This window comes from Tumebacillus lipolyticus (genome assembly GCF_042682745.1).
Taxonomy (GTDB): Bacteria; Bacillota; Bacilli; order Tumebacillales; family Tumebacillaceae; genus Tumebacillus_A; species Tumebacillus_A lipolyticus.
Genome location: NZ_JBHUIO010000002.1, coordinates 1,251,411 through 1,276,638, shown reverse-complemented (window position 1 = coordinate 1,276,638; position 25,228 = coordinate 1,251,411). Strand labels below are relative to the sequence as shown.

The 25,228-nt window shown below is 57.3% G+C and carries 17 protein-coding genes and 1 other annotated feature (1 of these 18 running past the window's edge); of the genes, 11 read left to right on the top strand and 6 right to left on the bottom strand.

Annotated elements, in window-relative coordinates:
• Nucleotides 1–148 (bottom strand) — a binding site (T-box leader) (it extends 73 nt beyond the left edge of the window).
• Between the two features lie 326 nt (nucleotides 149–474).
• From ACFSOY_RS04720 to ACFSOY_RS04705, 4 genes are all read left to right on the top strand, one after another.
• Nucleotides 475–816, top strand: a complete 342-nt coding sequence (locus tag ACFSOY_RS04720) for a hypothetical protein (protein WP_386044368.1) — start codon at nucleotides 475–477, stop codon at nucleotides 814–816.
• Nucleotides 817–867: 51 nt separating this feature from the next.
• Nucleotides 868–1,029, top strand: a complete 162-nt coding sequence (locus tag ACFSOY_RS04715; RefSeq protein ID WP_386044367.1) for a hypothetical protein — start codon at nucleotides 868–870, stop codon at nucleotides 1,027–1,029.
• Between the two features lie 340 nt (nucleotides 1,030–1,369).
• On the top strand, nucleotides 1,370–3,646 hold the full coding sequence (locus ACFSOY_RS04710; protein WP_386044366.1) for a B12-binding domain-containing radical SAM protein: 2,277 nt from the start codon (nucleotides 1,370–1,372) through the stop codon (nucleotides 3,644–3,646).
• On the top strand, nucleotides 3,639–4,880 hold the full coding sequence (locus tag ACFSOY_RS04705) for an MFS transporter (protein ID WP_386044365.1): 1,242 nt from the start codon (nucleotides 3,639–3,641) through the stop codon (nucleotides 4,878–4,880). Before ACFSOY_RS04710 ends, ACFSOY_RS04705 begins: the two co-directional genes overlap by 8 nt.
• 61 nt (nucleotides 4,881–4,941) lie before the next feature.
• On the opposite strand, the gene ACFSOY_RS04700 is transcribed toward ACFSOY_RS04705, so the two are convergent.
• Together ACFSOY_RS04700 and ACFSOY_RS04695 are read right to left on the bottom strand one after the other, a co-directional pair.
• A complete protein-coding gene (locus tag ACFSOY_RS04700; RefSeq protein ID WP_386044364.1) occupies nucleotides 4,942–5,649 on the bottom strand; it encodes an MBL fold metallo-hydrolase in 708 nt (235 codons plus the stop codon).
• Nucleotides 5,646–6,290 carry a TetR/AcrR family transcriptional regulator gene (locus tag ACFSOY_RS04695; RefSeq protein WP_386044363.1) on the bottom strand — a complete coding sequence of 215 codons (645 nt, stop codon included), beginning with the start codon at nucleotides 6,288–6,290 and terminating at the stop codon, nucleotides 5,646–5,648. The genes ACFSOY_RS04700 and ACFSOY_RS04695 overlap by 4 nt, the downstream gene beginning before the upstream one ends.
• Nucleotides 6,291–6,438: 148 nt before the next feature.
• Here ACFSOY_RS04695 and ACFSOY_RS04690 point away from each other — a divergent pair, with 148 nt between their 5' ends.
• From ACFSOY_RS04690 to ACFSOY_RS04675, 4 genes are all read left to right on the top strand, one after another.
• A complete protein-coding gene (locus ACFSOY_RS04690) occupies nucleotides 6,439–7,194 on the top strand; it encodes a polysaccharide deacetylase family protein (protein WP_465336027.1) in 756 nt (251 codons plus the stop codon).
• A gap of 272 nt (nucleotides 7,195–7,466) precedes the next feature.
• Nucleotides 7,467–8,462 (top strand): ABC transporter substrate-binding protein, encoded by a 996-nt coding sequence (locus ACFSOY_RS04685; protein WP_386044362.1) that lies wholly within the window; start codon nucleotides 7,467–7,469, stop codon nucleotides 8,460–8,462.
• A 10-nt stretch (nucleotides 8,463–8,472) separates the two neighbouring features.
• A complete protein-coding gene (locus ACFSOY_RS04680) occupies nucleotides 8,473–9,393 on the top strand; it encodes an ABC transporter permease (protein WP_386044361.1) in 921 nt (306 codons plus the stop codon).
• On the top strand, nucleotides 9,380–10,174 hold the full coding sequence (locus ACFSOY_RS04675; RefSeq protein WP_386044360.1) for an ABC transporter ATP-binding protein: 795 nt from the start codon (nucleotides 9,380–9,382) through the stop codon (nucleotides 10,172–10,174). The genes ACFSOY_RS04680 and ACFSOY_RS04675 overlap by 14 nt, the downstream gene beginning before the upstream one ends.
• Nucleotides 10,175–10,212: 38 nt before the next feature.
• Here ACFSOY_RS04675 and ACFSOY_RS04670 read toward each other — a convergent pair whose 3' ends face one another.
• Nucleotides 10,213–10,581, bottom strand: coding sequence for a YybH family protein (locus ACFSOY_RS04670; RefSeq protein ID WP_386044359.1), 369 nt, complete (start codon nucleotides 10,579–10,581; stop codon nucleotides 10,213–10,215).
• 272 nt (nucleotides 10,582–10,853) lie between these two features.
• Between ACFSOY_RS04670 and ACFSOY_RS04665 the strand changes: the two genes are divergently transcribed.
• A complete protein-coding gene (locus tag ACFSOY_RS04665) occupies nucleotides 10,854–11,549 on the top strand; it encodes an aspartate/glutamate racemase family protein (protein ID WP_386044358.1) in 696 nt (231 codons plus the stop codon).
• A gap of 45 nt (nucleotides 11,550–11,594) precedes the next feature.
• On the opposite strand, the gene pdxR is transcribed toward ACFSOY_RS04665, so the two are convergent.
• The 3 genes from pdxR to ACFSOY_RS04650 all read right to left on the bottom strand — a co-directional run bounded on the left by pdxR (nucleotide 11,595) and on the right by ACFSOY_RS04650 (nucleotide 15,453).
• Nucleotides 11,595–13,007 (bottom strand): MocR-like pyridoxine biosynthesis transcription factor PdxR, encoded by a 1,413-nt coding sequence (gene pdxR / locus ACFSOY_RS04660; protein ID WP_386044357.1) that lies wholly within the window; start codon nucleotides 13,005–13,007, stop codon nucleotides 11,595–11,597.
• Between the two features lie 186 nt (nucleotides 13,008–13,193).
• Nucleotides 13,194–14,261, bottom strand: coding sequence for an undecaprenyldiphospho-muramoylpentapeptide beta-N-acetylglucosaminyltransferase (locus tag ACFSOY_RS04655; RefSeq protein WP_386044356.1), 1,068 nt, complete (start codon nucleotides 14,259–14,261; stop codon nucleotides 13,194–13,196).
• Nucleotides 14,262–14,358: 97 nt separating this feature from the next.
• Nucleotides 14,359–15,453, bottom strand: a complete 1,095-nt coding sequence (locus ACFSOY_RS04650) for a C39 family peptidase (protein WP_386044355.1) — start codon at nucleotides 15,451–15,453, stop codon at nucleotides 14,359–14,361.
• A 331-nt stretch (nucleotides 15,454–15,784) separates the two neighbouring features.
• Here ACFSOY_RS04650 and ACFSOY_RS04645 point away from each other — a divergent pair, with 331 nt between their 5' ends.
• Both ACFSOY_RS04645 and ACFSOY_RS04640 read left to right on the top strand, forming a co-directional pair.
• Nucleotides 15,785–20,656, top strand: a complete 4,872-nt coding sequence (locus ACFSOY_RS04645) for an amino acid adenylation domain-containing protein (RefSeq protein WP_386044354.1) — start codon at nucleotides 15,785–15,787, stop codon at nucleotides 20,654–20,656.
• 3 nt (nucleotides 20,657–20,659) lie between these two features.
• Complete coding sequence (locus ACFSOY_RS04640) at nucleotides 20,660–25,222, top strand: type I polyketide synthase (RefSeq protein WP_386044353.1); 4,563 nt, start codon at nucleotides 20,660–20,662, stop codon at nucleotides 25,220–25,222.
• Nucleotides 25,223–25,228: the final 6 nt, after the last annotated feature.

Here is a 25,228-nt window from a genome sequence, read left to right as displayed (position 1 = left end):
TCCCGATAACGGTGGGAGGACCGGCCGCACTTTTCATGCGGCGCTCACTGGGTGTCTCTCATCGGCAGATCATCACCGTCCTCACAGCCAAGGGACAGCTCTCTGTGGATGTCGCATGCGGATGACTCTTCCAGCTCTTCGCGTTAGAGACAATCATATATGCGCGGAGGAGGTGTTGTCAATTCCTCTCTGCGAGAAAATGGTCGGGTCTGTTTTGCTCTCAGATCGAACGGAGTGAGCGCGATTTCGAGATGCCTGGGAGAGAAGAAGGGATGACATGAACGGAAAGCGCGGAATCGATGTGATCAAGCTGACGGATGGGGGACAGCCTTTCGATCAGTAGGCAGATTACGGTCAAATTCGGATAGTGATGGACTTCATTAGGGATGGCGATGAGCGATCTTTGTTATCGACAAGAACAAATTCTGGGAGATATGATATCTTTATTTTAAAATAATAAAAGGTGGTTATTTTATGAAGGTATCTAGTTTCCTCTTTCCAATCGCCCTATTGGCTTCACTTGCGGTAGGTGCTCAAGGAGCTTTGGCGGCGAGTGAAAGTGAGCAAACTGCGATCGGACATGTGTTGATCGAGCCAGAATATCCAGTCATCGTGAAAGGGGTAACGGCAAATGTGCCTTACTACCTGCCCTATCAAAATGGATATTCGTATGATGTGATCAAACAAAGCGGTGATTGGACGTTTCATCCGCGAACTGGATGGGTGACCTGCCTGATCCCCGGCGGAACGGCAAACGCGTATGTGTACGACCAGTGGAACTACATCATCTACCAGTTTGAACTGCATTGTAACTAAGCGATCCACAGATGAAGACCGATAGATCCCGCTTTCGACAGGCGGGGTCTTTTGCGTTCAACAGCTGAGCTGACAAGCGGGCGATGCATGGCGAATGGCGAATGGCGAATGGCGAATGGCGAATGGCGAATGGCGAATGGCGAATGGCGAATGGCGAATGGCGAATGGCGAATGGCGAATGGCGAATGGAATGATGATAAGTGGTTTGTTTAGTTAGGATGATTTACTCATATAGTTACTTAATATAATAAATTTGTAGATCAACAAACGGAACAATCTGTTTACTTCATTATAAAATTTTTATATAATTAGATACGTGAGGACGCAGAGCGTCACCACCCTAATTCAGATCCTAACAAGGGGAGGGGAATTACGATGGAACTATCACAATTGTTGGAAGCGGTCGAGACGATCACAGCTGAGCAGCATCGTGAGATTTTTGACACGAACAACAACAACAACAACCAAAACTAGCAATCGTAAAGAGGATGCCTTTTCGTTCATTTCACGAGAAGGCATTCCTTTCCATCCCCCACAAAAGGAGGCTTCACTGATGAAAGCGTTACTCGTTTATCCGCCGATCACCGACCCGACTTCTGGTTATCACAGCCTCTGCTACCTTGAGACGTATGCGAGGAAACATGGGTTTGAGCAGATCGATATCATCGACGTAAACATCGAATCGCTGCTGTACACGATGCGCCCCGATCAGTTTGCGAAGATTAAATCTCATTGTGCCAAGAGGCGTGCGCAACTGCTTGCTCAGCCGGAGCTGAACGGACTGGAACAGCTTGAGCTGAATCTCCTGTGGCGATCGGAAGGAATCGAAGAAATGCATGTACATAATGCGATCCACATCATGCGCGATCAGGATCGCTTCTTCGATTATCGCCAATATCGATATGCGGGCGAGGTATTGCACCGCTGGTTGAACATCTTGTCGCTGCTCGCCTATCCAGGGCAGTTCCCCGGATTCACCCTACCTGTGCGGCACATGTTCAATCTGCTGAGCACAAGCGATATGGCAGATCACGAAGTGTGCGATCGCATCGCGGCACCATTTCTCGACTATGTGCAGAATGAACTGATCGCTCAAATTGTAAAGGAAGGATATCGGGTGTTGGGGGTTAATATTACATATTGCGCCCAACTGCCTTTCGCCTTGTCGATCGCTCGAATCGTGCGAAAGCACTGCCCGGAGATCAAGATCTTATTCGGCGGCACCGAAGTGGCAGACGTCTGGAAATATTTGAATCAGAAAAGCGATTTCTTTGACATTTTCGATGTTGCGGACGCTTGTGTGGTAGGCGAGGGCGAACAAGCATTTCTGACGCTTTTGCGCGGGGTCGAAACAGGTTTTGCGTTCGATGCACCGATTCCGAATGTTCTTTTCCACCCGAAATACGGATTCGGGGTGGGCGAACCGGAGATCCAGTATTTTCCGATCGTCGATCTGCCAACCCCCGATTATCAAAAGCTGTCTTGGGAAAAGTACCTCGCGCCGTACTCGTATGTGTACTACTCGCCATCGCGCGGGTGTTACTGGAACAAATGCACATTCTGTGATTACGGGTTAAATTTCGAATCCCCGACATCACCGTGGCGTCAAAATCCGGTCGACAAGATCTACGAGGACTTGCAAGCGATCGCTGCACAAGGGCATAAATATATATATTTCTCAGTCGATGTTCTCGCGCCGAGCCTGCTCTTAAAACTGTCGGAGAAGATCGTCTCGATTCCTGAAGCGGAGCGCCTCGACATTCGCTGGGGAGCCGAAATTCGCTTGGAGACCTACTGGTCACCTGAGCGCTGTCAAACTTTGAAACAGGCGGGTTGCACCGATATTTCTGTCGGCTACGAATCGGGCAATCAACGCATCCTCGATCTGATCAACAAAGGAACGAAGGTGGAACAGATCAAGGAGACGATGCAAAACTTTGCTGATGCTGGCATCGGGGTGCAGATGATGGGCTTTACCGGCTTCCCCACGGAGACGTTCGAAGATGCGATGCAGTCGGTAGATTTTTTGAAAAATTCACGCAGTAACTGGACGTTTGGCGGGCTGGGCGAATTTACGCTCACGCCAGGTGCGATCGTCGCCAAAGAGCCGGAGCGCTTTCAGGTGGAAGATGTCAGCGCGAACCAAAATGAAACGATCGTGCGGAGCCTGTCCTTCACCGTCGCGGGGAACTCGCTCTCAGCTGATGAGACCACCAAGCTTGAAAATGCCAAGCGAGGGCTGTCAGCCTCCGATTTCAATCGGCCTTTCGTCGGCGGAGTCGATACGGGCCATACGATGTTTTATCATGACCGATACGGCACGAACATTCTCCGCGCTCTGCGGCCTTATGAAAATGGGCTAGCGGATGAGAGCGACGCAGTGTGGGTGCTCAACGGTCGGATCGCCGAGGACTTTGGCGAATATCCGGTCGATTCGTTGTTGTCAGAAAAACAGCTGTCAGAATGGCACCGAGAGGCGCTCTCCGAAAAGAACGGTCTCACCGCTTCGATTTTGCAGGAGCGCATGCAGAAGTTCACACGAGAAGCGAGCCAACATGCAGGTGCGAGGCGGCAATACTTTATTCGGACAGATGGGATGGCCTATCCGTTTCCACAGGAGATGCTCGACTTTCTCGCATCGTTTGCAGAGGGACGGACCGTACAAGCTTGTTTGGCGGGCAGGCAGGAGTCTGATCATGATTCAATTCGAAAGTTGATCGCTCACAGCATTCGCCATCACTTTTTGCGCGAAGCGTTTGTTGACGGGAGATCTGCTCATCATTCGTCTGCCATGAATGGCGTTGTAGAAGGGGTTTTGTATCATGCGTGATCTGCTGTTGCGCAACGCACCGTTGCGCAACCTTTGGTTAGGACAGACCATCTCCTATATGGGCGATTCGATCTACAACATCGCGCTGATGTGGTTTGTCTTTGTGGAGACTGGCTCTTCCGTCCTCGTCGGACTGATCTTTGTCGCCGGATTTCTTCCGGAGGTATTGTTTGGCATGCTGCTCGGTGCGATTGTGGATCGTTTCAACCGCAAGCTGTTGATGCAGCTTTCCGACCTGTTTCGAGCTCTGCTGCTGGGAGCGCTCGCGCTTTTGTTCGCGTTCGATTGGTTCGCGATCTGGCAATTATATGTGATCACCATCGGCCTCTCGCTGTCGAATCTGCTGTTCGGGATGGCGCGAGGTGCGATGCTTCCCGATCTTGTCGGATCGGATCACCTGATCCAAGCGAACTCGCTGTTCAGCTCCTCGCGGCAAGTGACTCGTCTGCTCGGGTCGGCTGTCGGCGGTGTGCTTGTCGCCTGGATGGGAGCGACCGGCTCGATCACGATCAATGCGGTGACGTTTTTGATCTCTTTAGTCTTTATTCAACTGATTCCGAATCTAAAGCTGTTCGATGCACCGGCGGAAGCGAGTGCCAGAAAATCTATTTTTGCCGATGTCGGAGAAGGATTCCGCTGGATCTTGAACTTTCGGGTTCTGCTGCTCTTGATCGTCATCGGTACGCTGTCCAACATCGCGCTCGGCCCGACCAACGTTTTGCCCGCCATGTATATCAAAGAGGATTTGCAGCAGAATGCGGAAGCTTTGGGAATCTTTGATGCGGCGATCGCGATCGGATTGCTGGCAGGCGGGCTCTTCGTAGGCGCAGTCGCTCCGAAGCGGATCGGGCTCTGGTTTACGGCGGGGCTGGCGACAGAAGGCGTGGGCATGTTGCTCGTCTCGATCGCACCGAACCTGCTTGTCGCCTGCATCGGAAATGTCGTGTTGGGGCTCGGGGTGATGGTTTCGAGCATTCCGCTGGGAACGATGATCCAGACGATGACGCCTTCCGGAATGCGAGGGCGTGTCAACAGCTTGTCATCGCTCGGCTTCAGTATGGCGATCCCGATCACCTATGGTGGTGTCGGGTGGCTGGCAGAAGTGATCGGTGCGAAGGCGAGCTATGCGGCAGGCGGGGGGCTGCTGTTCCTCTGCGTGCTGCTCGGCATCGTCGCGATGCGAGGGAAGCATGTGGATTTGAACCATCTCTCGACCAAGCAGGTCGCACAATAACGTGGAAAAGGGGTTGGCCGGTACAGTACCGGCCAATCCCTTTTGCTGTGCACGCACAGTTTTACAAAGCCAGTCCTTTTGCAATCGCTGGGAGCGAATAGGCTGCTGTCGTCGTGCGGATGTATTCGTCCAACTGATCGGCGGGCTGAAAGACGGGGCCGCCATGACACACTTCGACGCGCTGCGGGCTGATCTGACGAAGGATCTGCGAACTGCGCACCGCTTCTGCCAGATCGGCGGTGAACATCGGCATCGGCCGGTGCAGCTTCCCGCGCTTGGAAGTCCACAGATCGCCGGAGAGCAGAACGCGATCCTCTGCATGGTAGTAGACCACATGGCCGGGCGAATGACCGGGAGTGAAATAGGGTTGCAGACTGCCGACCGGCTGCAGCGTGCCGTCCTCCTGTTCAGCGAGCGGCTGGGTCAATCCTTTGCGGATGTTTTGCTCCAATTTTTTGCGGCGAGGATAGAGCGCATCCCCTTGCAGGTACGGAATCTCTTTCGCATGGGCGAACACAGGTGCAGCTGTGCGCTCGACGATCCGTTTGACAGAGCCGACATGATCAGAATGGCCGTGCGTGAGCAGGATTCGTTTCAGCGGTGCCCGATGCATGCGCTCAATGTGTTTAAGAATTCCATTTGCCATCGACGGGATGCCAGCATCGACCAGCGTGACACCATCTTCCTCAAGGACTGCCCAGACGCGCACCGGAATCAACAGCCAAGTTTGAATGCTCCAGATGTGTTCGGAAATTTGTTCGATTTTCATTTTTCCTCAACTCCTTGTTCAACCGTTTGTTTGATTCCTGTCAGCACCACTTCGACCGCAAGCTCGAATGTCGGTGCCAATCGAGCGATCAGCATGTCATATGGTTCATCAGAGTGTAGATAGGTGCTGATGATTCCGTGCAGCATATAGAAGAGGATGCGCGTGTAGGCTAGCGCTTGGTCAGCGTTCTGCGCGGGTGGCAAGGTTGCCTGCACCGATCGCTGCAGCAAGGCGAACAGCTGATTGCGCAATTTTTGCACCTCAAGCTCCGGCTCTTCCAGATCGACGCGCGTCGCTTTGGTCAGGAAGAGGATCTTGTACAGGTTGCGGTTGGTGAAGCAAAAGGTGAGGAACAGATGGGCGATGCGCTGCAACCGCCGATCGGGGGAGGTCGTTTCGTCGATCAGCTCAGACTCGATCTGCTGCTGCAGAGTTTGCAGCGGGCTCATCGCCAGTTGGTGCAGCAACGCCTCTTTGTCTTTGAAATAAATATAAATCGTCGTATGTGAACATCCGGCCGCTTTGGCGATCTCGCGCATCGTGACCGCATCGAATCCGCGCTCGGTAAAAAGTTGTCTGGAAGCGGATAGTATCGCCCGTTTCGTTTCTTCGGCACGCAGTTCTTTTCGATTGCTCGGCATGGGGGAAACACTCCTTCCGCAGGTTTCGTGATTCATAACCATTGGTTACTAACCGTTGGTTATATAATATTCTTCCTTTCTTCTTCCTGTCAAGGATCAATCTTTCCACATCGATTGGGCATACTACCGATGGCGATGGAGGGAGGGTATGACGATAAGAGGCGTAGTTGGAAGATTTCTCTTGTTCAGTTGCTGTTTGATCATCTTGTTCATCTCGGGCATGAACTTCGTTCATGCTGAAGACAAGGGGCGTTTTTACTATGAAAAACGCGGCGATGTGGTGTGGGAAGTGGCGACAGAACAAAAAGTGATCGCCTTGACTTTCGACGATGGGCCCGACCCTGTGTACACGCCGCAGATCTTAGATTTGCTCAAGCAGCATCGGGCGAAGGCAACTTTTTTTGTGCTCGGATCGCGGGTCGAGCAATATCCGGACGTTGCGAAGCGAGAGGTGTTGGAAGGGCATGAGCTAGCCAATCATACATACGGACACCCGGGGATGCGCCAGATCTCTGAGCAAAACCTGCTGGGGGAGATCGAGAAGGCGCACAAGATCATCAAGGCGGTGTCTGGCAAAAAGCTCAACATCTTTCGTCCGCCTGGCGGTGTTTATAACGAAAAGGTTGTGAATACGGCGAAAGCGGCAGGCTATATTGTCGTCATGTGGTCCTGGAATCAGGACACGCGCGATTGGAGCAACCCGGGCGTTCGCCGGATTGTCGATCGGGTGGTCAAAAATGCGCACAATGGAGGAATCGTGCTGTTTCATGATACGGGAGGCAACCGCTCGCAGACTGTCGCAGCTTTAGAACAGATTTTGATCAAACTGGAGCAGGAGGGGTACCGATTTGTCACCGTATCGGAACTGCTCCAAATGCAGACGAGGCCGGCACTTCCGCACTGAGTTGCAATCTGATCTGAACAGCGAAAGAACCCCTTTTCTACAGATCGTGTTCGATCGACGGAAGGGGGTTCTTTCGCTGTGAGCAAGCAGACTTTCATCCAAACGTGGAGAGCGGATCGATCAAATTTTTTGAGTAGTGGAATTGTTGCGGATATTTCGTTTACCTGTTGACAGAAAGATTCTTTTTCAATATGATCACTTCAACGCTTTTATGCATATGTGCTTTTAAGCGCTAAAGCGAACGGTGAGATTGAGGAATGGAGGTTAGGGACGTGTGGAAGAAGTTGTTGCTGATGACGGGGAGTTTGCTGATGCTGACCGCCTGCTCTGCTCCGGGAAGCGGAGGGGGAGTCGTCAAGGTGGGAATCACACAGCTGATCGAACACCCATCGCTCGATGCGACGCGAGCTGGATTTGTCGAGGCGCTGCAGGAAGCGGGCTACCGCGAAGGGGTCAATTTGGAACTCGATGTGCAAAACGCACAGGGGGACCTTTCCAACAACGCGATGATCGCCCAGAAGTTCGCGATGGAGGGGGAAGATCTCGTCTTTGCGATCTCGACGCCGAGCACACAAGCTGCGGCGATGGCGATCAAAGACATTCCGGTGCTGTTTACGGCGGTCACCGATCCTCTCGGGGCGAAGCTGGTCAAAAGCTTGGACAATCCAAGCCGCAATGTGACCGGCACTTCGGATACGCATCCAGAAGCGGCAAAGCGGATGGTGCAGTCGATGCGCGAATTTTTCCCGCAGGCAAAAGCGGTGGGCATCGTCTACAATTCGGGGGAACAAAACTCGGTGGTCTCCGTGCAGGAGGTCAGGCAAGCGCTTGCGGCGTCAGGGCTGCGCGCGGTGGAAGTCAGCGTTTCGAACAGCTCGGAAGTCAAGCAGGCGGTCGATTCGCTGGTCGGGAGATGCGACCTGCTCTTCGTGCCGAAAGACAACACGGTGGTAACGGCGTTAGAATCGATGATCAAGGTGGCCGATGAGCAAAAGCTCCCCCTGTTCGTCAGCGAGTCAGATTCGCTGCAGCGCGGAGGGTTTGCCGGATATGTGGTCGATTATCATCAGCTCGGCAAGCAGACCGGACGGATGGCGGTGGAGATTTTGAAAAATGGCAAACAGCCAAAAGATCTTCCGGTCGGCATCCCCGGCGAGTTGACGCTGGCGATCAATGAGCGGACGGCGGCGGCGCAAGGGATTGCGATCACCGAACAGATGAAGCAAGCTGCCAAGCTGCTTGGCGGTTCGAATCCAGAAGAGAAATGAGGTCTCGAAGATGATTTGGGCAATGCTCGGCTCTGTAGAATCTGGTCTTATCTTTGCACTTTTGGCGCTCGGCGTATACCTGACGTTTCGAGTGCTCAACTTTCCAGACTTGACGGTGGATGGCAGCTTTACGGCTGGCGGTGCGACTGCAGCCACGCTGATCGCTTCTGGCAATCATCCGCTGGTGGCGACAGGAGCTGCCTTCGTGGTCGGCTGTTTGGCCGGCAGCATCACCGGGCTGTTGCACACGAAGGGCAAGATCAACGCGTTGCTGGCGGGGATCTTGACGATGATCGCCCTGTACTCGGTCAACCTGCGCATCATGGGGCGCGCCAATGTGCCCTTGCTCAGCGAGGAGACGCTGGTGACGCAGGTGAACACAGCGCTTGAGCCGTGGCTTGGCGACCTGGCGCTGATGGCCGTCTTGGCGGTGTTGGTCATCTGTTTCAAGCTGGGGATGGATTGGTTTTTGCGCACCGAGACGGGGCTGTCGCTGCGCGCGACAGGCGATAATGAGCAGATGATCGGCAGCTTTGGTGCCAATACAGATCTGGCGAAGGTGATCGGCCTTGCGCTCTCCAACGGTCTCGTCGCGCTGGCCGGCGCGTGGATGGCGCAGTACCAAGGGTTTGCCGACGTATCGATGGGCATCGGGATGATCGTGATCGGGCTCGCCTCGGTGATCATCGGGGAAGCGGTCTTCGGCCGCTCGACGGTCGCTCGTGCGACCGCTGCGGTGATCGGTGGGGCGATCCTGTACAAGCTGATCGTCGCCTTTGCGCTGCGGATCGGGGTCAATCCTTCCGACCTGAAGCTGATCACCGCGCTGATCGTCATCGCGGCGCTGGTCTCGCCGAAAACTTTGCAATCGTGGAAGCGAAGCATCGGGAAACAAAAGCGGTCGGGAGGGAATCGACATGTTAAAGCTTGAGGGCATTCGCAAACTGTTCAATCCAGGTTCGCCCGATCAGAAGGTCGCGCTGGACAGCATCGACCTCACCTTGCGCGCCGGCGATTTTGTCACGATCATCGGCAGCAACGGCGCGGGAAAATCGACGCTGATGAACATCATCTCGGGCGCGATCGCGCCAGATCAGGGGACGATCGAGATCGAGGGCAAGAGCTTCACGTCGCTTCCAGCGCACAAGCGCGCCCAGAAGATCGGTCGCGTCTTTCAAGACCCGATGGCGGGCACCGCACCAACGCTGACGATCGAAGAAAACATGGCGATCGCCTATTCGCGCAGCAGACGACGCACGCTGCGAATCGGCGTGAGCAAGCAGCGCAAGCAGCTGTTTTACGAACGGTTGGCTGAGCTCAACCTCGGTCTCGAACATCGGCTGACGGCGAAGGTCGGCCTGCTCTCCGGCGGTGAGCGCCAAGCGCTGAGCCTGCTGATGGCCTCGTTTACCGATCCGGCTGTGCTGCTGCTCGATGAGCATACGGCGGCGCTCGACCCGGCGCGCGCGCAATCGATCACCGATCTGACCAAACGGATCGTCGAGCAGAAAAAGCTGACCGCGCTGATGGTCACGCACAACATGCAGCAGGCGATCGACCTGGGCAACCGGCTGCTGATGATGGATCAGGGGCGCATCATTCTCGATCTGCCCGATCTGCAAAAACAAAAGCTGTCCGTGCCCGACCTGCTCGCCGAGTTTGAACGAATCCGCGGTGTGAAGCTGTCGAGCGATCGGGTGTTGCTCGGATAAAAAGGCTCTCCCATCTCTGGGAGAGCCTTTTTATCCGATCAGTTTTGAAATGTGTTCTGGTCGTGGACGAGCAGCCAGTCCTCGCCCTGTTTCTGAAAGACGAGCGTGAGGTAGTAACGCTTCTCGTAAGGTTGACCCTGCGGGTCGAGATCGTTGTACAGCACGTTCAGCAATGCCAGTCCCATCTCAGCTGTGACGACCGTCTTGACCACTTCATAGTGCATCGACCAATCGGGATCGGAAAACCAGCCCTGATGAAACGATTCGAACTCTTGGCGGTTGTTCAGATAGGATCCTGTCGGCAGGATCAGCGAGAGGTTCTCCTCATGCACGGTGGGCAAAAAGTTTGTCAGATCTTTCTCGGTCAGCGCTTTCAAATGGGTTTGCAATGCTTCATGAAATGTCATTCATGAAACCTCCTCCAACGTAGATGTGTTTGATGCAAAATTGACCCTTTCTCAGCCGGACGTTCCTTTCGCATCGGTCATCCCTCCTCTTCAGATTCGCTTTCTCCAGTATAAGGGCATGATCTGGGTTTTTCTAGCAAAATCTTTAAAATGTTGCGAAAAAAATGAAGCGATCTTGAAGGTGGCTTTGTCCAAGCGGCCAATTGGCTCTTTTGAATCGCTCGCCCACTCCGTATGATGAGAGCATGATCATAGAGAGATGGGGGATCAAGATGAAGACGATCGGATTGCTTGGCGGCATGAGCTGGGAATCGACCGCCGTATATTACCAGTTGCTCAACCAGCTGGTGCGTGAGAAGCTGGGTGGCTTGCACTCGGCAAAAGTGATCATGCACAGCTTTAACTTTGATGAGATCGTAGCCTGTCAGAAGGCGGGCGAATGGGACAAGGCGACCGCCATCCTGCTCGATGCGGCTCGGAAAATGGAAGCTAGCGGCGCCGAGCTGCTGTTGATCTGCACCAACACGATGCACACGCTCGCACCGGAGATCGAGGCGGGGATCAACATTCCGCTCGTGCACATCGCCGATGTGACAGCAGAGGCGATGCAGGAAAAAGGTGTGCGAAAAGCGGCGCTGCTCGGCACGCTCTACACGATGGAGCAGGACTTTTATCGCGAGCGCCTGAACAAACACGGTGTGGACGTGATCGTGCCGAGCGTGGAAGAGCGGCAGTGCGTGCACAACATCATCTTTGACGAGCTGTGCCAAGGGGTGTTCACCGAAGGGTCTCGCGATCGCTACCGCCAGATCATGTCGCAGTTGGCCGAGCAGCAGGGGGCGGAAGGCATCATCTTGGGCTGCACCGAGATTCCGCTGCTGGTGCGGGCGGAAGATGCATCCGTACCGCTGTTCGATACCACCTACTTGCATGCAAAAAAAGCGGTCGAGATGGCACTGATCTCCTGATCGCAGAAAAGGACCGATGCTCAGCGGAGCATCGGTCCTTCTTGGTTAGAGCAGGGAGGAGAGGATCTGCATCCCCTTTTCAATTCCCGACTCGGTCTCATGGCTGTAGCAGAGCCTGATGTACGGCTGTTCGGTCTGACGGGAGAGAAACATGTCGCCCGTCGCGAAGACGACGTTTTGCATGATCGCGCGACCGAGCAGCTCTTGGGGGCTGACCTGCTCCGGCAGGGAGACCCAAAAGTAGAAGCCGCCGGTGGGCATCGCGTAGGAGATGCCTTTAGGCAGCAAGTTGCGCAGGTGCTTTTCCATCACGGTCGCTTGGCGTTGGTATACCTTGCGCGCCCGATCGAGATGCGCTTCGAACGATCCTTTTTGCAGATAGGACCACAGGGCGTGCTGCACGAACGTGTTGGTGGAGATCGACAGCTCCTTGTAGCGCATCAGCCGCTCCATAAACGGGCGGTTGGCCGCCACAAAACCGAGGCGGAGGCCGGGGAACAGCACTTTGGAGAACGTGTTGATGTAGATGACATTTCCCCCGCGATCAAGCGCCTTCAGCGGTGGCGGCGGCTCCTGATCGAAGTGCAGGTGGCGATACGCATCATCTTCGACGATCGGAATGCCGTGCTTGTCGCTGAGCGCGAGCAGCTGACTGCGGCGCGCTTCAGAGAGCGTGGTGCCAGTCGGGTTGTGAAAGGTGGGCACCGTGTAGATAAAGCGCGGACGGGAGCGGGAGAGGATGCCTTCCAGCACGTCGACGCGCATCCCCTCCTGATCGACCGGGATCGGGATCAGGTGCAGGCCGAGCGATTGAAACAGATGCAACGCGCCGAAGTAGGTCGGCATCTCGACGGCGATCGAGTCGCCCGGCTGGGCGAGGATCGCCGTGGTCATCTGCAGAGCTTCCTGCGATCCGCTGGTGATCATCACCTGCGAGGGCGAGGTGATCTGTTGACAGCCCATCCATTCGGTGATCCACTGGCGCAGCTCAAGATGACCTTGCACGGGGAACAGGTAGTCCGCTTCTGAAGTTTCGAGAATTTTTTGCGGATCGATCCCTTTGGCGAACTCGCTCTTCAGACAGGTGTGATTGCCGCCCTCGCCAAATGCGAAGTTGATCGCCGATCGAGCGCCGACCAGAGAGTGCAACTCTGTCATCAAGCAGGGCAAGGTGAGGTTGGCTCCCCCGTGCAGCTGGTCTTTCCAATCGAGCGGCTGCAGGGCGGACGGCGGCGGCAAAGGCTGTACATAGCGACCGCTGCCAACTTTGGAAAAGATCAACCCTTCGGCCTCCAAGTCGGCATAGGCGTGGACGATCGTGTTGCGCGAGACGCCCCACTCCTCCGCCAATCTGCGCTCGGGAGGCAGCTTGCTGCCGATCGGCCACTCTCCGCTCAAGATCTGGTAGCGCAGCTGTTGCGTGACGGTGTGATACAGTGTTTTGCGCCGCATAGTCATCCCGTTCCTCCGTTCTACAAACTCTTCTCCTCTCTTTATAATCAATCGACAGAAAGTTGAAAAGAGCCAATTGGCACCAAAAGTGAAGCCGCCTCTGTGCGACGGTGAGCACCGCTGCGATCCGCAAGCGCAAAAGAAGAGAGCACCGACGCGCATGCGTTTGGCACTCTCTTTTATTTTTGCGGCCTATTTTTTGGCGACCTGTTGAATCAGGCTGACGATCTGCTCGACCGCGTGACCGCTCGTGCTCTGCTCCATCGCGGCGATGTAGCGCTCTCTGTTGTCGTGAGTTTCGCGCACCGCCGCCAGCAGCGATGCGGACGTGAGATCCTCTTCGAAGAGCACGTGGCTGTACCCCTGCTTTTCGAAAGAGCGGGCGTTCAAAATCTGATCGCCGCGGCTCTGCGCTCTGGTGAGCGGGATGAGCAAGTTGGGCTTCTTCAGCGCCAGAAACTCGAAGATCGCGTTCGATCCAGCGCGGGAGATGAACAGGTCGGTCATCGCAAACAGGTCGGGCAGCTCATGGCTGACATACTCGAACTGCCGGTAGCCGGACAAGCCTTCCAATCGCGGGTCGAGGTTGTCTTTGCCGCAGAGATGGACGATCTGAAACTGTTGCAGCAGGGCGTCCAAGTTTTGGCGCAGCGCGTTGTTGATCGCGACCGATCCGAGCGAGCCGCCCATCGCGAGGATGATCGGCTTGTCGGTGGTGAAGCCGCAAAATGCGCGGCCTGCCTCCGCTGAGCCCCGCAAGATCTCGCTGCGAATCGGCGAGCCTGTGTGGTTCGCCTTTTGCCGGTCGAGATGTTGCACCGTCTCCGGGAAGGTGACGCACACTTTGTTCGCAAACGGAACGGAGAGCTTGTTTGCCAAGCCAGGGGTCAAGTCAGACTCGTGGATGACCACCGGAATCCGATTGATCCAGGCGGCGATCACCACGGGGACGGCGACGAAGCCCCCTTTGGAAAAAACGGCCTTGGGCTTGATTTTGCGCAGCAGACGAAACGCTTGAAAAGTGCCTTGCAGGACGCGAAACGGGTCTTTGAAGTTTTTCAGATCGAAGTAGCGGCGCAGTTTGCCGACGGCGATGCTGTGATAGGGCAGGCCGGTCTCGGCGATGATCGTGCTTTCGATGCCATCTTTTGATCCGATGTATTCGATTTCCCAACCGGCTTGCTTCAAGGTCGACAGCAGCGCAAGGTTCCCCGTGACGTGCCCGGCCGATCCTCCGCCAGTCAAGACGAGCTTTTTCATGACTCTTTCACCTCAAACTAGATGTATGTATGAGCCATTATAGCGCAGAACTTTCGCCGTGACACGAATTTCGGATGATTGTGGCAGCGCGGTCGCCCTAAAGCTTCCACAGCACGTTGAGCGTGCAGCTGTCGACGACACGGGAATTGGCGTACAGCTTGCCATAGGAGATCGCCGCGTCCGTCTCGTACCACGGGTATGTTTTGATCAATCGGCTCCCCTGATAGACGTGGAGCGGCCAGTTGTTCCAGATCACCTTGCCGGTGGAGACGTCCACCACCTTTGCGTGATCCCATCCTTTCGCATAGCCGATCGCGCCCGTCTGAGAGGCAAAGTCGTTCAAATAGGTGCTGTATTGGAAAACGCGGGTCGGATAGTTATCCCATTTCGTATCCCCCGTGCTTTTTTCGACCACTTTTGAATGATCCCACTTTTTTGCATAGGCGACGCCCTGTTCATAGGTGGGGAACTCTTGCAGCGCCCGGCTATATTGATAGACGGTAAATTTGGGCTGTGGCTGATGCGCGATGGTCAGCGCATGTCGTCCCATCGTCTCCCAGATGTAGCGGAAGCGATCGCGCGCGTAGGTGCGAACGGTGCCGTTGGCCGGGTCGTTGACGATGATCTCCTTGTCGTTGTATCCGACGATCGTCATCACATGCTCAGGCGAGCGCCAGGTGATCGATCGGCCATAGCGGGTGCGCCAATTGGCGTTGATCGTCGGCTCGGTCAGATAGTTGGTCACCCAAGCGGCCACCGGTTGGTTGCTGTCGACGACGCGCAACAGCTCATCGAACGTCTTGCCGCTCAGATCGACGCCGCGGCCGGGCAGGTAGCGGTCGACAACCTGAACCATCGGTTCGGCGAAAACGCCAAAGCTTCCCTCCTTGACGAACGGATCGCCGACAAACCCGACATGCGGATCGCCCCCGTAGAGCCAGCTATCGGTGCGCCACATCATCGGTTGGCGCGGGATGGCGGCCGCGACGGTCGACTTGGAGACGTTAGAACCCGCCCAATTCATGATCATCGCAACAGCTGTTGCTTCGCATCCTGCAGGAAGCTCTGGGTATTGCCCATAGACGGGAACTCCCCAGATCCGCTTGGATGCCGCCTCGGCTGCCGTGCTGGGCAGACAGGTGAAGACTGCTGCCAAGGCAAGGGTCAGATAGGCATATCGCTTGTGCCGCATCGTTATCTCTCCTTTTCTGCTTTCACATTTCCATATATTAGATGGATAAAGGCGGTATTCCTCTAATCAGTCATATAGTAAGTGAATACAAATGAAATTGTAATAGGTAGAATGTCCTTATCATCAATGAATATATGTTTATTTAGTAAAAATAAGTCGCGGTCTAGCCTGAGCGTTACAATTCCGGCTTAAAAGTGAGAAGTTGTTGTTCGAGCAAAGTAAGTTGTTTTTTTATGCTCTCTTTACAAGGGTTATCAGGCCTAAGAACGAATATAATTAACAGATAAATTCGTAACTCTTAATGATACCAATATTGAAAGGGCGATTTAGGATGAGTGTATATGCATTTCCCGCGTCGTATGCTCAGCGCAGGCTTTGGTTCTTAGATCAACTTACGCCGGGGAATGCGGCATATCATATGCCGTTTGCGCTGCGAATGTCGGGAGAATTGGATGCGAATGCATTAGATCGTGCATTGCTGGAGATCGTTCGCAGGCATGAAACTTTGCGGACGACATTTCGGGAGGTGGACGGTCGGCCGATGCAGATCGTCCGCGAGCAGGTGGACTGGTCGCTTTCGAGAGTTGATTTGCAACAGCAGCCGCAAACGGAGCGCGAGCAACAGGTCGCGGAGCTGATTCGTGCGGAGTGTGAGCGACCCTTTCGTTTGGAGCAGGAGCTGTCGTTTCGAGCCACTTTGTTTCAGCTTCAACCAAACGAGCATGTGCTGTTGTTCGTCTTGCATCACATCGTGTCGGACGGCTGGTCGAACGGGTTGATCGCTCGTGAGCTGTCTGCGCTTTATGGGCAGTATGCCAGCGGGGAGGAGTCGGCGCTGCCACCGCTGGAGTTGCAGTATGTGGAGTTTGCCACCTATCAGCAGGAGTGGATGGAAGGGGAGGAATGTCAGGAGCAACTCGCCTTTTGGCAGCAGGCGCTCGATGGACATAAGTTCTATCTGCCGTTGCCGACCGATCATCAGCGTCCGGCTCACCCGAGCGGGCGCGGCGGCGCCGTTTCGTTTGCACTGCCGGTCGACCTGACAGCAGCGCTGCGCCAGGTGGCTCAGCGAGAAGGCGCGACGATGTTCATGATGCTGCTCACCGCCTTTAACGTGTTGCTCGCGCGCTATTCGGGGGAGCGGGACGTGCTGGTCGGAACGCCGGTCGCTGGGCGGACGCTGGAAGAGGTGGAGTCGATCGTCGGACTTTTTGTCAATTCGGTCGTGATCCGCACCCAGCTGCCTGACGAGCTGAGCTTCGCGGCGCTCTTGCAGGATGTAAGACGGACGGCGCTCACCGTCTATGCGAATCAGGAGCTTCCTTTTGAACGGTTGGTCGAGGAGCTGCAACCGACGCGCGACCTGAGCGTTTCACCCGTCTTTCAGGTGATGTTCTCGCTGCAGAGCGACGCAGGTCAACAGCTGGTACTGCCGGGCCTCGTCACGGAGGAAGTGGAGCTTGCGCGCCATCGGGCGAAATTTGACCTGCTGCTCGATGTGACCGAAAAGGGCGGGCAACTCCACTGCCTGTTGGAGTACAGCGCAGACCTCTATGAGCAGGAGACGGTGGAGCGGATGGCCGGACACTTCACGACATTGCTCTACGGCATCGCAGAAGCGCCAGACACCGGCTGGCAACAGCTGCCGGGAGAAGAGGTGCCCGTCGGGCTGGTGCGGCATGAACTGCGCCAAGCGCGGGCAGAAGCTCGCGAATATGCGGCGCCACAAACGCCTGTGCAGGAGCGGATCGCCGCGATCTTTGCCGAGCTGCTGCGCGTCGAGCGAGTCGGAATCCACGACGACTTTTTCGAGCGCGGAGGCCACTCGTTGCTCGGCGCGCAGGCGATGTCGAGAATCCGGTCCTCCTTCGGCGTTCAACTGCCGCTCGACGTGCTGTTCGAATCGCCGCGGGTCGCCGACCTGGCACTGCAGGTGGAAAACTTGATGCACACCTCTTCCGCATCGCAGGCACAGCCGATCGTCACCGTGCCGCGCGATGAAGATCTGGCGCTCTCGTTTGCGCAACAGCGGCTGTATGTGATGGATCAGATCATGAGCGACAAGACGGCGTACAACATGCCGTATGCGGTGCGCCTGACCGGATTGCTCGACGTGGACGCCCTTGAGCGAAGCATCGAGCAGATCGTCAGCAGGCATGAGGCGCTGCGAACCACGTTTCTGGAGCGCGACGGGCAGCCGATGCAATCGATTGCGCCTGCCGCGTGGAAGCGGTTGACTCTGATCGACCTGAGCGGCCTGCCAGAGGCGGAAAAAGGGGGCGAGCTGAAGCGGCTCGTGCAGGAAGAGGCGGAGCGTCCGTTCGATCTGCAGAAGGGGCCGCTGATGCGAGCTTTGCTGGTCAAGCGAAGCGCAGTCGAGCATGTGCTGATGCTCAGCTTTCATCACATCGTGTTTGACGGCTGGTCGGCAGGCGTGTTCATTCGCGAGCTGACGGCGCTCTATGCGGGCGGCGAGCTGCCGAGCTTGCCGGTGCAGTATGCAGATTATGCGGCGTGGCAGCGGGAATGGCTGACCGGCGCGGTCTTGCAGGAGCAGCTCGACTATTGGAAGGGGCAGCTCGGCGGCGAACTGCCGCTCTTAGAACTTCCGACCGATCGACCGCGCCCGCCGGTGCAGACCTATCGGGGAGCGCTGGCTCATTTCGAAATGGATCAAGCGCTGACAGCCGATCTGAAAGCGTTCAGCCATCAGCAGCACGCCTCGCTGTTCATGACGCTGATCAGCGGATTTGCCGCCTTGCTGCACCGCTATTCTGGGCAGGAAGACCTCTGTGTGGGCACTCCGATCGCCGGGCGCAACCGCGAAGAGCTCGAAGCGATGATCGGCTTTTTTGTCAATACGCTCGTGTTGCGATGTGATCTGTCTGGCGATGTGAACTTTACCGAATTGGTGGCGCAGATGCGCCAGACTTCCCTGCGCGCCTACGCGCATCAAGATGTGCCGTTTGAGATGCTGGTCAAGGAGCTGCAGCCGGAGCGAAATGTGAGCGCTTCTCCGCTGTTCCAAGCGATGTTCGTTTTGCAGAATGCGCACTTGGAGACGGTGAAGTTGCCCGAGATCGTGCTGGAACCGCTGGAGCAGGAGAGCACCACCTCCAAATTTGACCTGTTGTTGTCGATGGCAGAGGCGGAGGATCGGCTGGTCGGAACGTGGGAGTACAACACCGATCTGTTCGATGAATCGACGGTGCGCCAGATGATCGGACATTTTCAAACGCTGTTGCGAGCTGCGATGGATGAGCCGAGCTTGCCGATCGGAGCGATCGACCTGCTCTCCACGGCGGAGCGGGCGGAGGCGGTGATCGGCTCGATCGGCGAGGAGCAGGAGATTCGGCTGGTGCAGGTGATGGTGGAAGAACAGGTGGCGAAGACGCCGGAGCGGATCGCTCTGATGTTCGATCAGCGATCGCTCACCTATCGCGAAGTCAACGAAGAGGCGAACCGGTTGGCGAGATATCTGCAGACGATCGGGGCGGGGCCAGATGTGCCGATCGGGATCTCGATGGAGCGCTCGCCGGAGATGATCATCGTGCTGCTGGCGATCTTAAAGGCGGGGAGCTGCTATGTGCCGCTCGACCCGCAGTATCCACGAGAGCGCCTGGAGCGCATCGTGCAGGAGTCGGGCCTTTCGATTCTGGTGACCAACATGAGCGGCAGGGAGTGGGAGGCGTCTGTCGCGACGGTGGTCGACGTCGAGCGCGATCATCGCCTCTGGGATACGGTCGCTGCTGACAACCTGCCGCTGACGGTGACTGCCGACCATCTGGCCTATGTGCTGTACACGTCCGGCTCGACCGGCGTGCCGAAAGGGGTGGCGATGCGCGGTGGAGCGGTCGTGCACCTGATTGGTTGGCAGAAGGGCGATTCGCGTGCACCGGAAGGGCGCACTCTGCAGTTTACCTCGCTCAATTTTGATGTCTCATTCCAAGAGATCTTTTCGACGCTGAGCGCAGGTGGGACGCTGGTGTTGCTCTCCGATGCGGAGCGCAAAAACCTGTCGCTGTTGCCGAGCATCGTGCGCGATATGCGGGTGGAGCGGATGTTCATGCCGTTTGTGGTGCTCCAGCACGTGCTGGAAGTCGCGGTGGAAAAAGGCATGCATCTGCCGGAGCTCCAAGAGGTGATGACAGCGGGCGAACAGCTGCAGATCACCCCGAAAGTCCGCGCCTTTTTCGATCGTCACCCGCATTGTGTGCTCTACAACCAGTACGGTCCGACCGAGACGCACGTGGTGACCAGCCTGCGTTTGGAAGGAAATACGGAACGCTGGCCGCAGCTGCCTTCGCTCGGCTATCCGATCCCCGGCGTGATCCTGCTGATCCTCGATGCGCAGATGCGGCCGGTGCCGCTCGGGGTCAAAGGGGAGCTCTTCATCGGGGGCAGAACGCTTGCGGTCGGGTATTTGCAGCGCGATGATCTGACGGCCCAGCGCTTTGTGGACAGCGAGTACGGACGCTTGTACAAGACGGGCGACCTCGCTCGACAACTGCCCGACGGGACGGTCGAGTTTTTAGGCCGCTTGGACGATCAGGTGAAGATCAGAGGCTTTCGGATCGAGCTCGGCGAGGTCGAATCGGCGCTCTCCTCGCATCCGGACGTCCGCGAGGCGGTCGTCACGCCGCGCGATGACATGCCGGGCGGCAGGCGCTTGGCCGCCTATGTCGTTCCCCAGGAGGGGGCGACCAGCGGGGCCGCCCAGTGGCGGAGCTTCCTGCGCGACAAGCTGCCCGACTACATGGTGCCATCGGCGTTTATGGCGCTTGCGAGCTTGCCGCTGATGCCAAACGGCAAGGTCGATCGCAAATCGCTTCCCTCGCCGGTCACGACGCTGGAAAGCGATGAGGGGTATCAAGCGCCACAAAATGAGATCGAGCGGCAATTGGTCGGGGTGTGGTCCGATCTCCTCCGCATCGAGCAGGTCGGCATTCATGATAACTTTTTCGATTTGGGCGGCGACTCGATGTTGATCTTGCAGCTGCACAAACGGCTTAGCGAACAGTTTCCCGACCAAGAGGTGACGGTGGTCGAACTGTTCAGGCACCCGACGATTCACACGCTGGCGACCTTTTTGGCCCAGACGACGACCGAACAGCCGTCGTTTGAGCAGGTCGAGACTCGCGTAGAGAAGCAAAAAGAGATGTTGGAGCGACGCAAACAGATGATGAAGGGCAGGAGATCATAAGCGATGAGCGATGCGTTGATGGAAGGGATTGCGATTATCGGCATGGCGGGGCGTTTTCCCGGTGCTGACGATGTGGATTCATTTTGGGAGAACTTGAAAAATGGCGTGGAGTCGATCTCCACATTTACGGATGAGGAGTTGAAGGCAGCGCTGGTCGACGAGAAGCTGCTCGCCCATCCAAACTATGTCAAGCGCGGTGGGGTGCTCGAAGGGGCAGACCGCTTCGATGCTGATTTCTTCGGCTATACACCGCGCGAGGCGGAGATCACCGATCCGCAGCAACGCCTCTTTTTGGAGACAGCATGGGCGGCGCTTGAGCATGCGGGATATGATGCGGAGCGCTATGCGGGCGCGGTCGGCGTCTTTGGCGGGGCGGCGAGCAACCGCCACGAGACGATGTATCTGGCAGCCAATCAGGACGTGGTGGCGGCGATGGGGCCGCTGCAAGCGCTGATGGGCGTGTCGCGCGACTTTTTGGCGACGCGCGTGTCGTACAAGCTCAACCTGACCGGGCCGGCCACGACGGTGCTCACCGCCTGCTCGACCGGGTTGGTCGCCGTGCATCAAGCGTGCACCAGCCTGCTGATGTACGAGTGCGATATGGCGCTGGCAGGCGGTGTGGCGGTATCGTTGCCGCAGCGACAGGGCTATCTCTATCAGGATGGCGGCATCATGTCTCCAGACGGTCACTGCCGCACGTTCGATGCGCAGGCGAAAGGGACGGTGCCGGGCGAAGGGGTTGGCGTCGTCATCCTGAAGCGGCTGGAAGATGCGCTGGCCGATGGCGATACGATCCATGCGGTGATCAAAGGGACGGCGATCAACAACGACGGTGCGCTCAAAGTGGGCTACACGGCGCCGAGCACCGACGGGCAAGCCAAGGCGATCGCCCAAGCGCAGCTGATGGCAGGCGTCGAGCCTGACAGCATCGGCTATGTGGAAGCGCACGGGACGGCGACCGTCCTCGGCGATCCGATCGAAGTGGCCGCGCTGACGCAAGTGTTTCGCAACAAGACCGATCGGGAGGGTTTCTGTGCGCTCGGCTCGGTAAAATCGAACATCGGCCACGCCGACGCTGCCGCTGGGGTGGCCGGTCTGATCAAGACGGTGATGGCGCTCAAGCACAGGCAGCTGCCGCCTTCGCTTCATTTTGAAAAGGGCAATCCGGGCATTCCGTTCGAAACGTCTCCCTTCTATGTGAATCACACGTTGCAGGAGTGGAAGGCGCAAGGCCCACGCCGCGCGGGCGTCTCCTCGTTTGGCATCGGTGGCACCAACGCGCACGTCGTGCTGGAAGAAGCGCCGGCAGTCGCGTCGGCTGGGCAGTCTGCAGATCATCATCTGCTCGTGCTGTCGGCGAAGACGGAGGGCGCGCTGGAGCGTGCGAGCGCCAACCTGCAAGCACATCTGTCTGCACACCCGGAACAGGCGCTGGCCGATGTGGCCTATACGCTGCAAAACGGGCGCAAAGAGTTCTCCCATCGCCGTTTTGTCGTCGCTCGCGACCATCAGGAGGCGATTCAGGCCCTTGCCGCGGAGAAAGCGGCGCTGGCGGGGACAGGCGTTCTGGCAGCGGGTGCTGAGGAGATCGAGCCATCTGTCGTCTTCCTTTTCCCCGGACAGGGTGCGCAAGATGTGAACATGGGTCGCGATCTTTACCAGGAGGAAGCGGTGTTCCGCCAGCATGTCGATCGCGGGGCGGAGCTGCTGCAACCTGCGCTCGGGCTCGATCTGCGCGGTGTGCTCTATCCGCCGCACGGGGAGGAGGCGAGCGCGCGCGAACTGCTCAAGCAGACGCGCTTGACTCAGCCCGCGCTGTTTGTGATCGAATATGCGCTGGCTCAGCTCTGGCTGTCGAAGGGAATCTCGCCTGCGGCGATGATCGGTCATTCGATCGGCGAATATGTGGCCGCCTGTCTGGCCGGAGTGTTTTCGTTCGAAGACGCGCTGCAGCTGGTAGCCGCACGCGGAGCGCTGATGCAGGATCTGCCAGCAGGATCGATGCTCGCGGTGATCGCCGCGGAAGCGGCGATCCGCGAACTCTTGCCGTCCGACCTATCGCTTGCGGCGGTCAACGGTCCGAACTCCTGCGTGGTGTCTGGCAGCAAGGAAGCGGTGGCCAAGTTTGAGCAGCTGTTGGAAGGTCATCAGATCTCCTCGCGCCAGCTGGAAACTTCGCATGCGTTCCACTCAGCGATGATGGATGAGATCTTGGAGCGATTCTTCGAGCGGGTGAGCGCGGTGACGTTGGGCGCACCGGAGCTCCCCTATCTCTCCAACGTGAGCGGTGGCTGGATCACGGCGGAGCTCGCCTGCGACCCGAACTATTGGGTCACCCATCTGCGCGAGGCGGTTCGCTTTGCAGACGGGGTCAAAGAGCTGCTGCAGTCAGAGTCGCGCCTCTATCTGGAAGTGGGGCCGGGACATGCGCTCGGCAAGATGGTCAAACAGGTGGCGACAGCGCTTCAGACCAAGGCGGAGACGATCGTCACGCTGCCCCCTCGCAGCGAGGAACTGCACGACCGCGCGACATGGTTGCGGGCGCTCGGTCAGCTTTGGGCGTCAGGTGTTGCCATCGACTGGAACGGGCTGTACGGCGAAGGCGAAGCGCGCCTGCGCGTTCCCCTGCCAACCTACCCGTTTGAGCGCAAACCATACCTGTTGAAGCCGAGTCTGCCAGGGGTGACCAAGCGGTCGCTGGCAAAAAATCGGGATGTGGCAGACTGGTACTACGCCCCGGTCTGGAAGCAGGGATTCCTGTCTGGCGAAGCGATCGAAGAGCCGAAGCGCTGGCTGGTCTTTCAGGATGATGCAAGCTTTGCCAAAAAGGTGGTCGAGCGCCTGACCGCAGCTGGGCACGAGGTCGTATCGGTCGTGGCGGATGATCATCTCTCGCGCCTTGAGGAGAACCTCTATGGCATCGACCTGAGAAACAGAGCTGAGTATGGCGAGCTGTTCAAGGAGTTGGCGCAAGCGGGCAAGTCGCCGGAGCGGATCGTTCACTTTGGCAGCCTGACCGATCAGGATGAGAGCGATACGGCGCTCGAACGATTGGAAGCGGCGCAGGAGCACGGTCTGCACGGTCTGCTCTATCTCGCGCAGGCGATCACCGATCAAGGGCTGGCCGCGCCGATCGACCTGACTGTCATCACCAACAACCTCCAAGAGGTGGTCGGCGGTGAACTGTTCGCGCCGGAGCGCGCCACCTTGCTCGGCGCGTGCAAAGTGATCCCGCAGGAGTATCCGGCGATCTCGGTCAGGACGGTCGACCTGCACTTGCCTGATCGGAGCGCGCCGCTTGCGGAAGGCTGTGCCGATCTGGTGGCGGAAGAGCTGCTGTGTGCATCGGGGGCTGACAACATCGCCTACCGCGGGCAATCACGCTTTGTGCAGACGTTCGAACAGCTCAGCCTGTCCAAGTCTGTCACTCGCGGACGGCGACTGCGCGAAGGTGCTGTCTACCTGATCACCGGTGCGGACGCGGACACCGGCTTGTATCTGGCCGACCATCTGCAACAGCAGGTGGGGGCGAAGCTCGTGCTGATCGGTTCGGCAGCTGGGCAGGAGTTGCTCCAAGCCCGGTTTGGCGACCGTTCAGACATTCTCTATCTGGTTGCAGACCTCACCGACCTCGCGGAGATGCAGGCGGCGGTCGCGCAGGCACACGCTCATTTCGGCGCGATCGACGGTGCATTCCACGCGGTGGAGAACAGAGGGATGGGCATGATGCAATTTAAGACCCCTGAGGTGATTCACCAAGCGATCGACCAGAAGGTGCGAGGAGCGCTCGTCCTCGATGCTGCGCTTCAGGAGTTCGAGCTCGAACTGTTCGTCCTGTTCTCCTCCACCTTTGGGCAGACAGGTGGCTTGGGCGCTCTGGAAAACGCGGCTGCCAGCCTCTTCCTCGACACGCTTGCCCGCACGAAGACGGCGAGCGGCAGACGGGCGTTTTCGCTCGACTTCAGCATTTGGAAGTGGGAGACCTGGCAGGAAGAGCAGATGGTGGGCAATCCGAACGTGTTCGCGCACATGAAGCAGATGCGCGAAGAGAACGGGATGACGCAGAGCGAGGGCATGGCGGCGCTGACAGCTGTGCTGAACAGCAGCCTGTCGCAGGTGATCATCTCGACGCAAGACCTGCAAGCGGTCTTGGAGAACCAGCAGGCGTACACGATGGGGGCGCTTGCGCAAGGCGGTGCGGACGCATCGCTTCGCAAAGAGGGAGATGCGGACTACGTTGCACCTCGCAACGAGACAGAAGAGAAGATTGCAGGCATCCTCGGCGAGCTGTTCGGTGTCGGTCAAGTGTCGGTGCTCGACAATTTCTTTGAGCTGGGTGGCAACTCGCTGCTCGCCATTCAACTGGTGGCGAGGATTCGTCAGGAGTTTATGGTCGAGCTGCCGATGGATGAGTTCTTCCAAGCGCCGACCATCGCCGGTCTTGCGGAGCGCGTCTCGCAGACCGGATTGGCGCAGGAGGAGCTCGATGAGCTAGAGCGCCTGCTCGGAGAGATCGAAGACCTCGATCTGGAAGAGGTCGCCGCTCGATTAAACGGAGATCAGTAGGCTGCG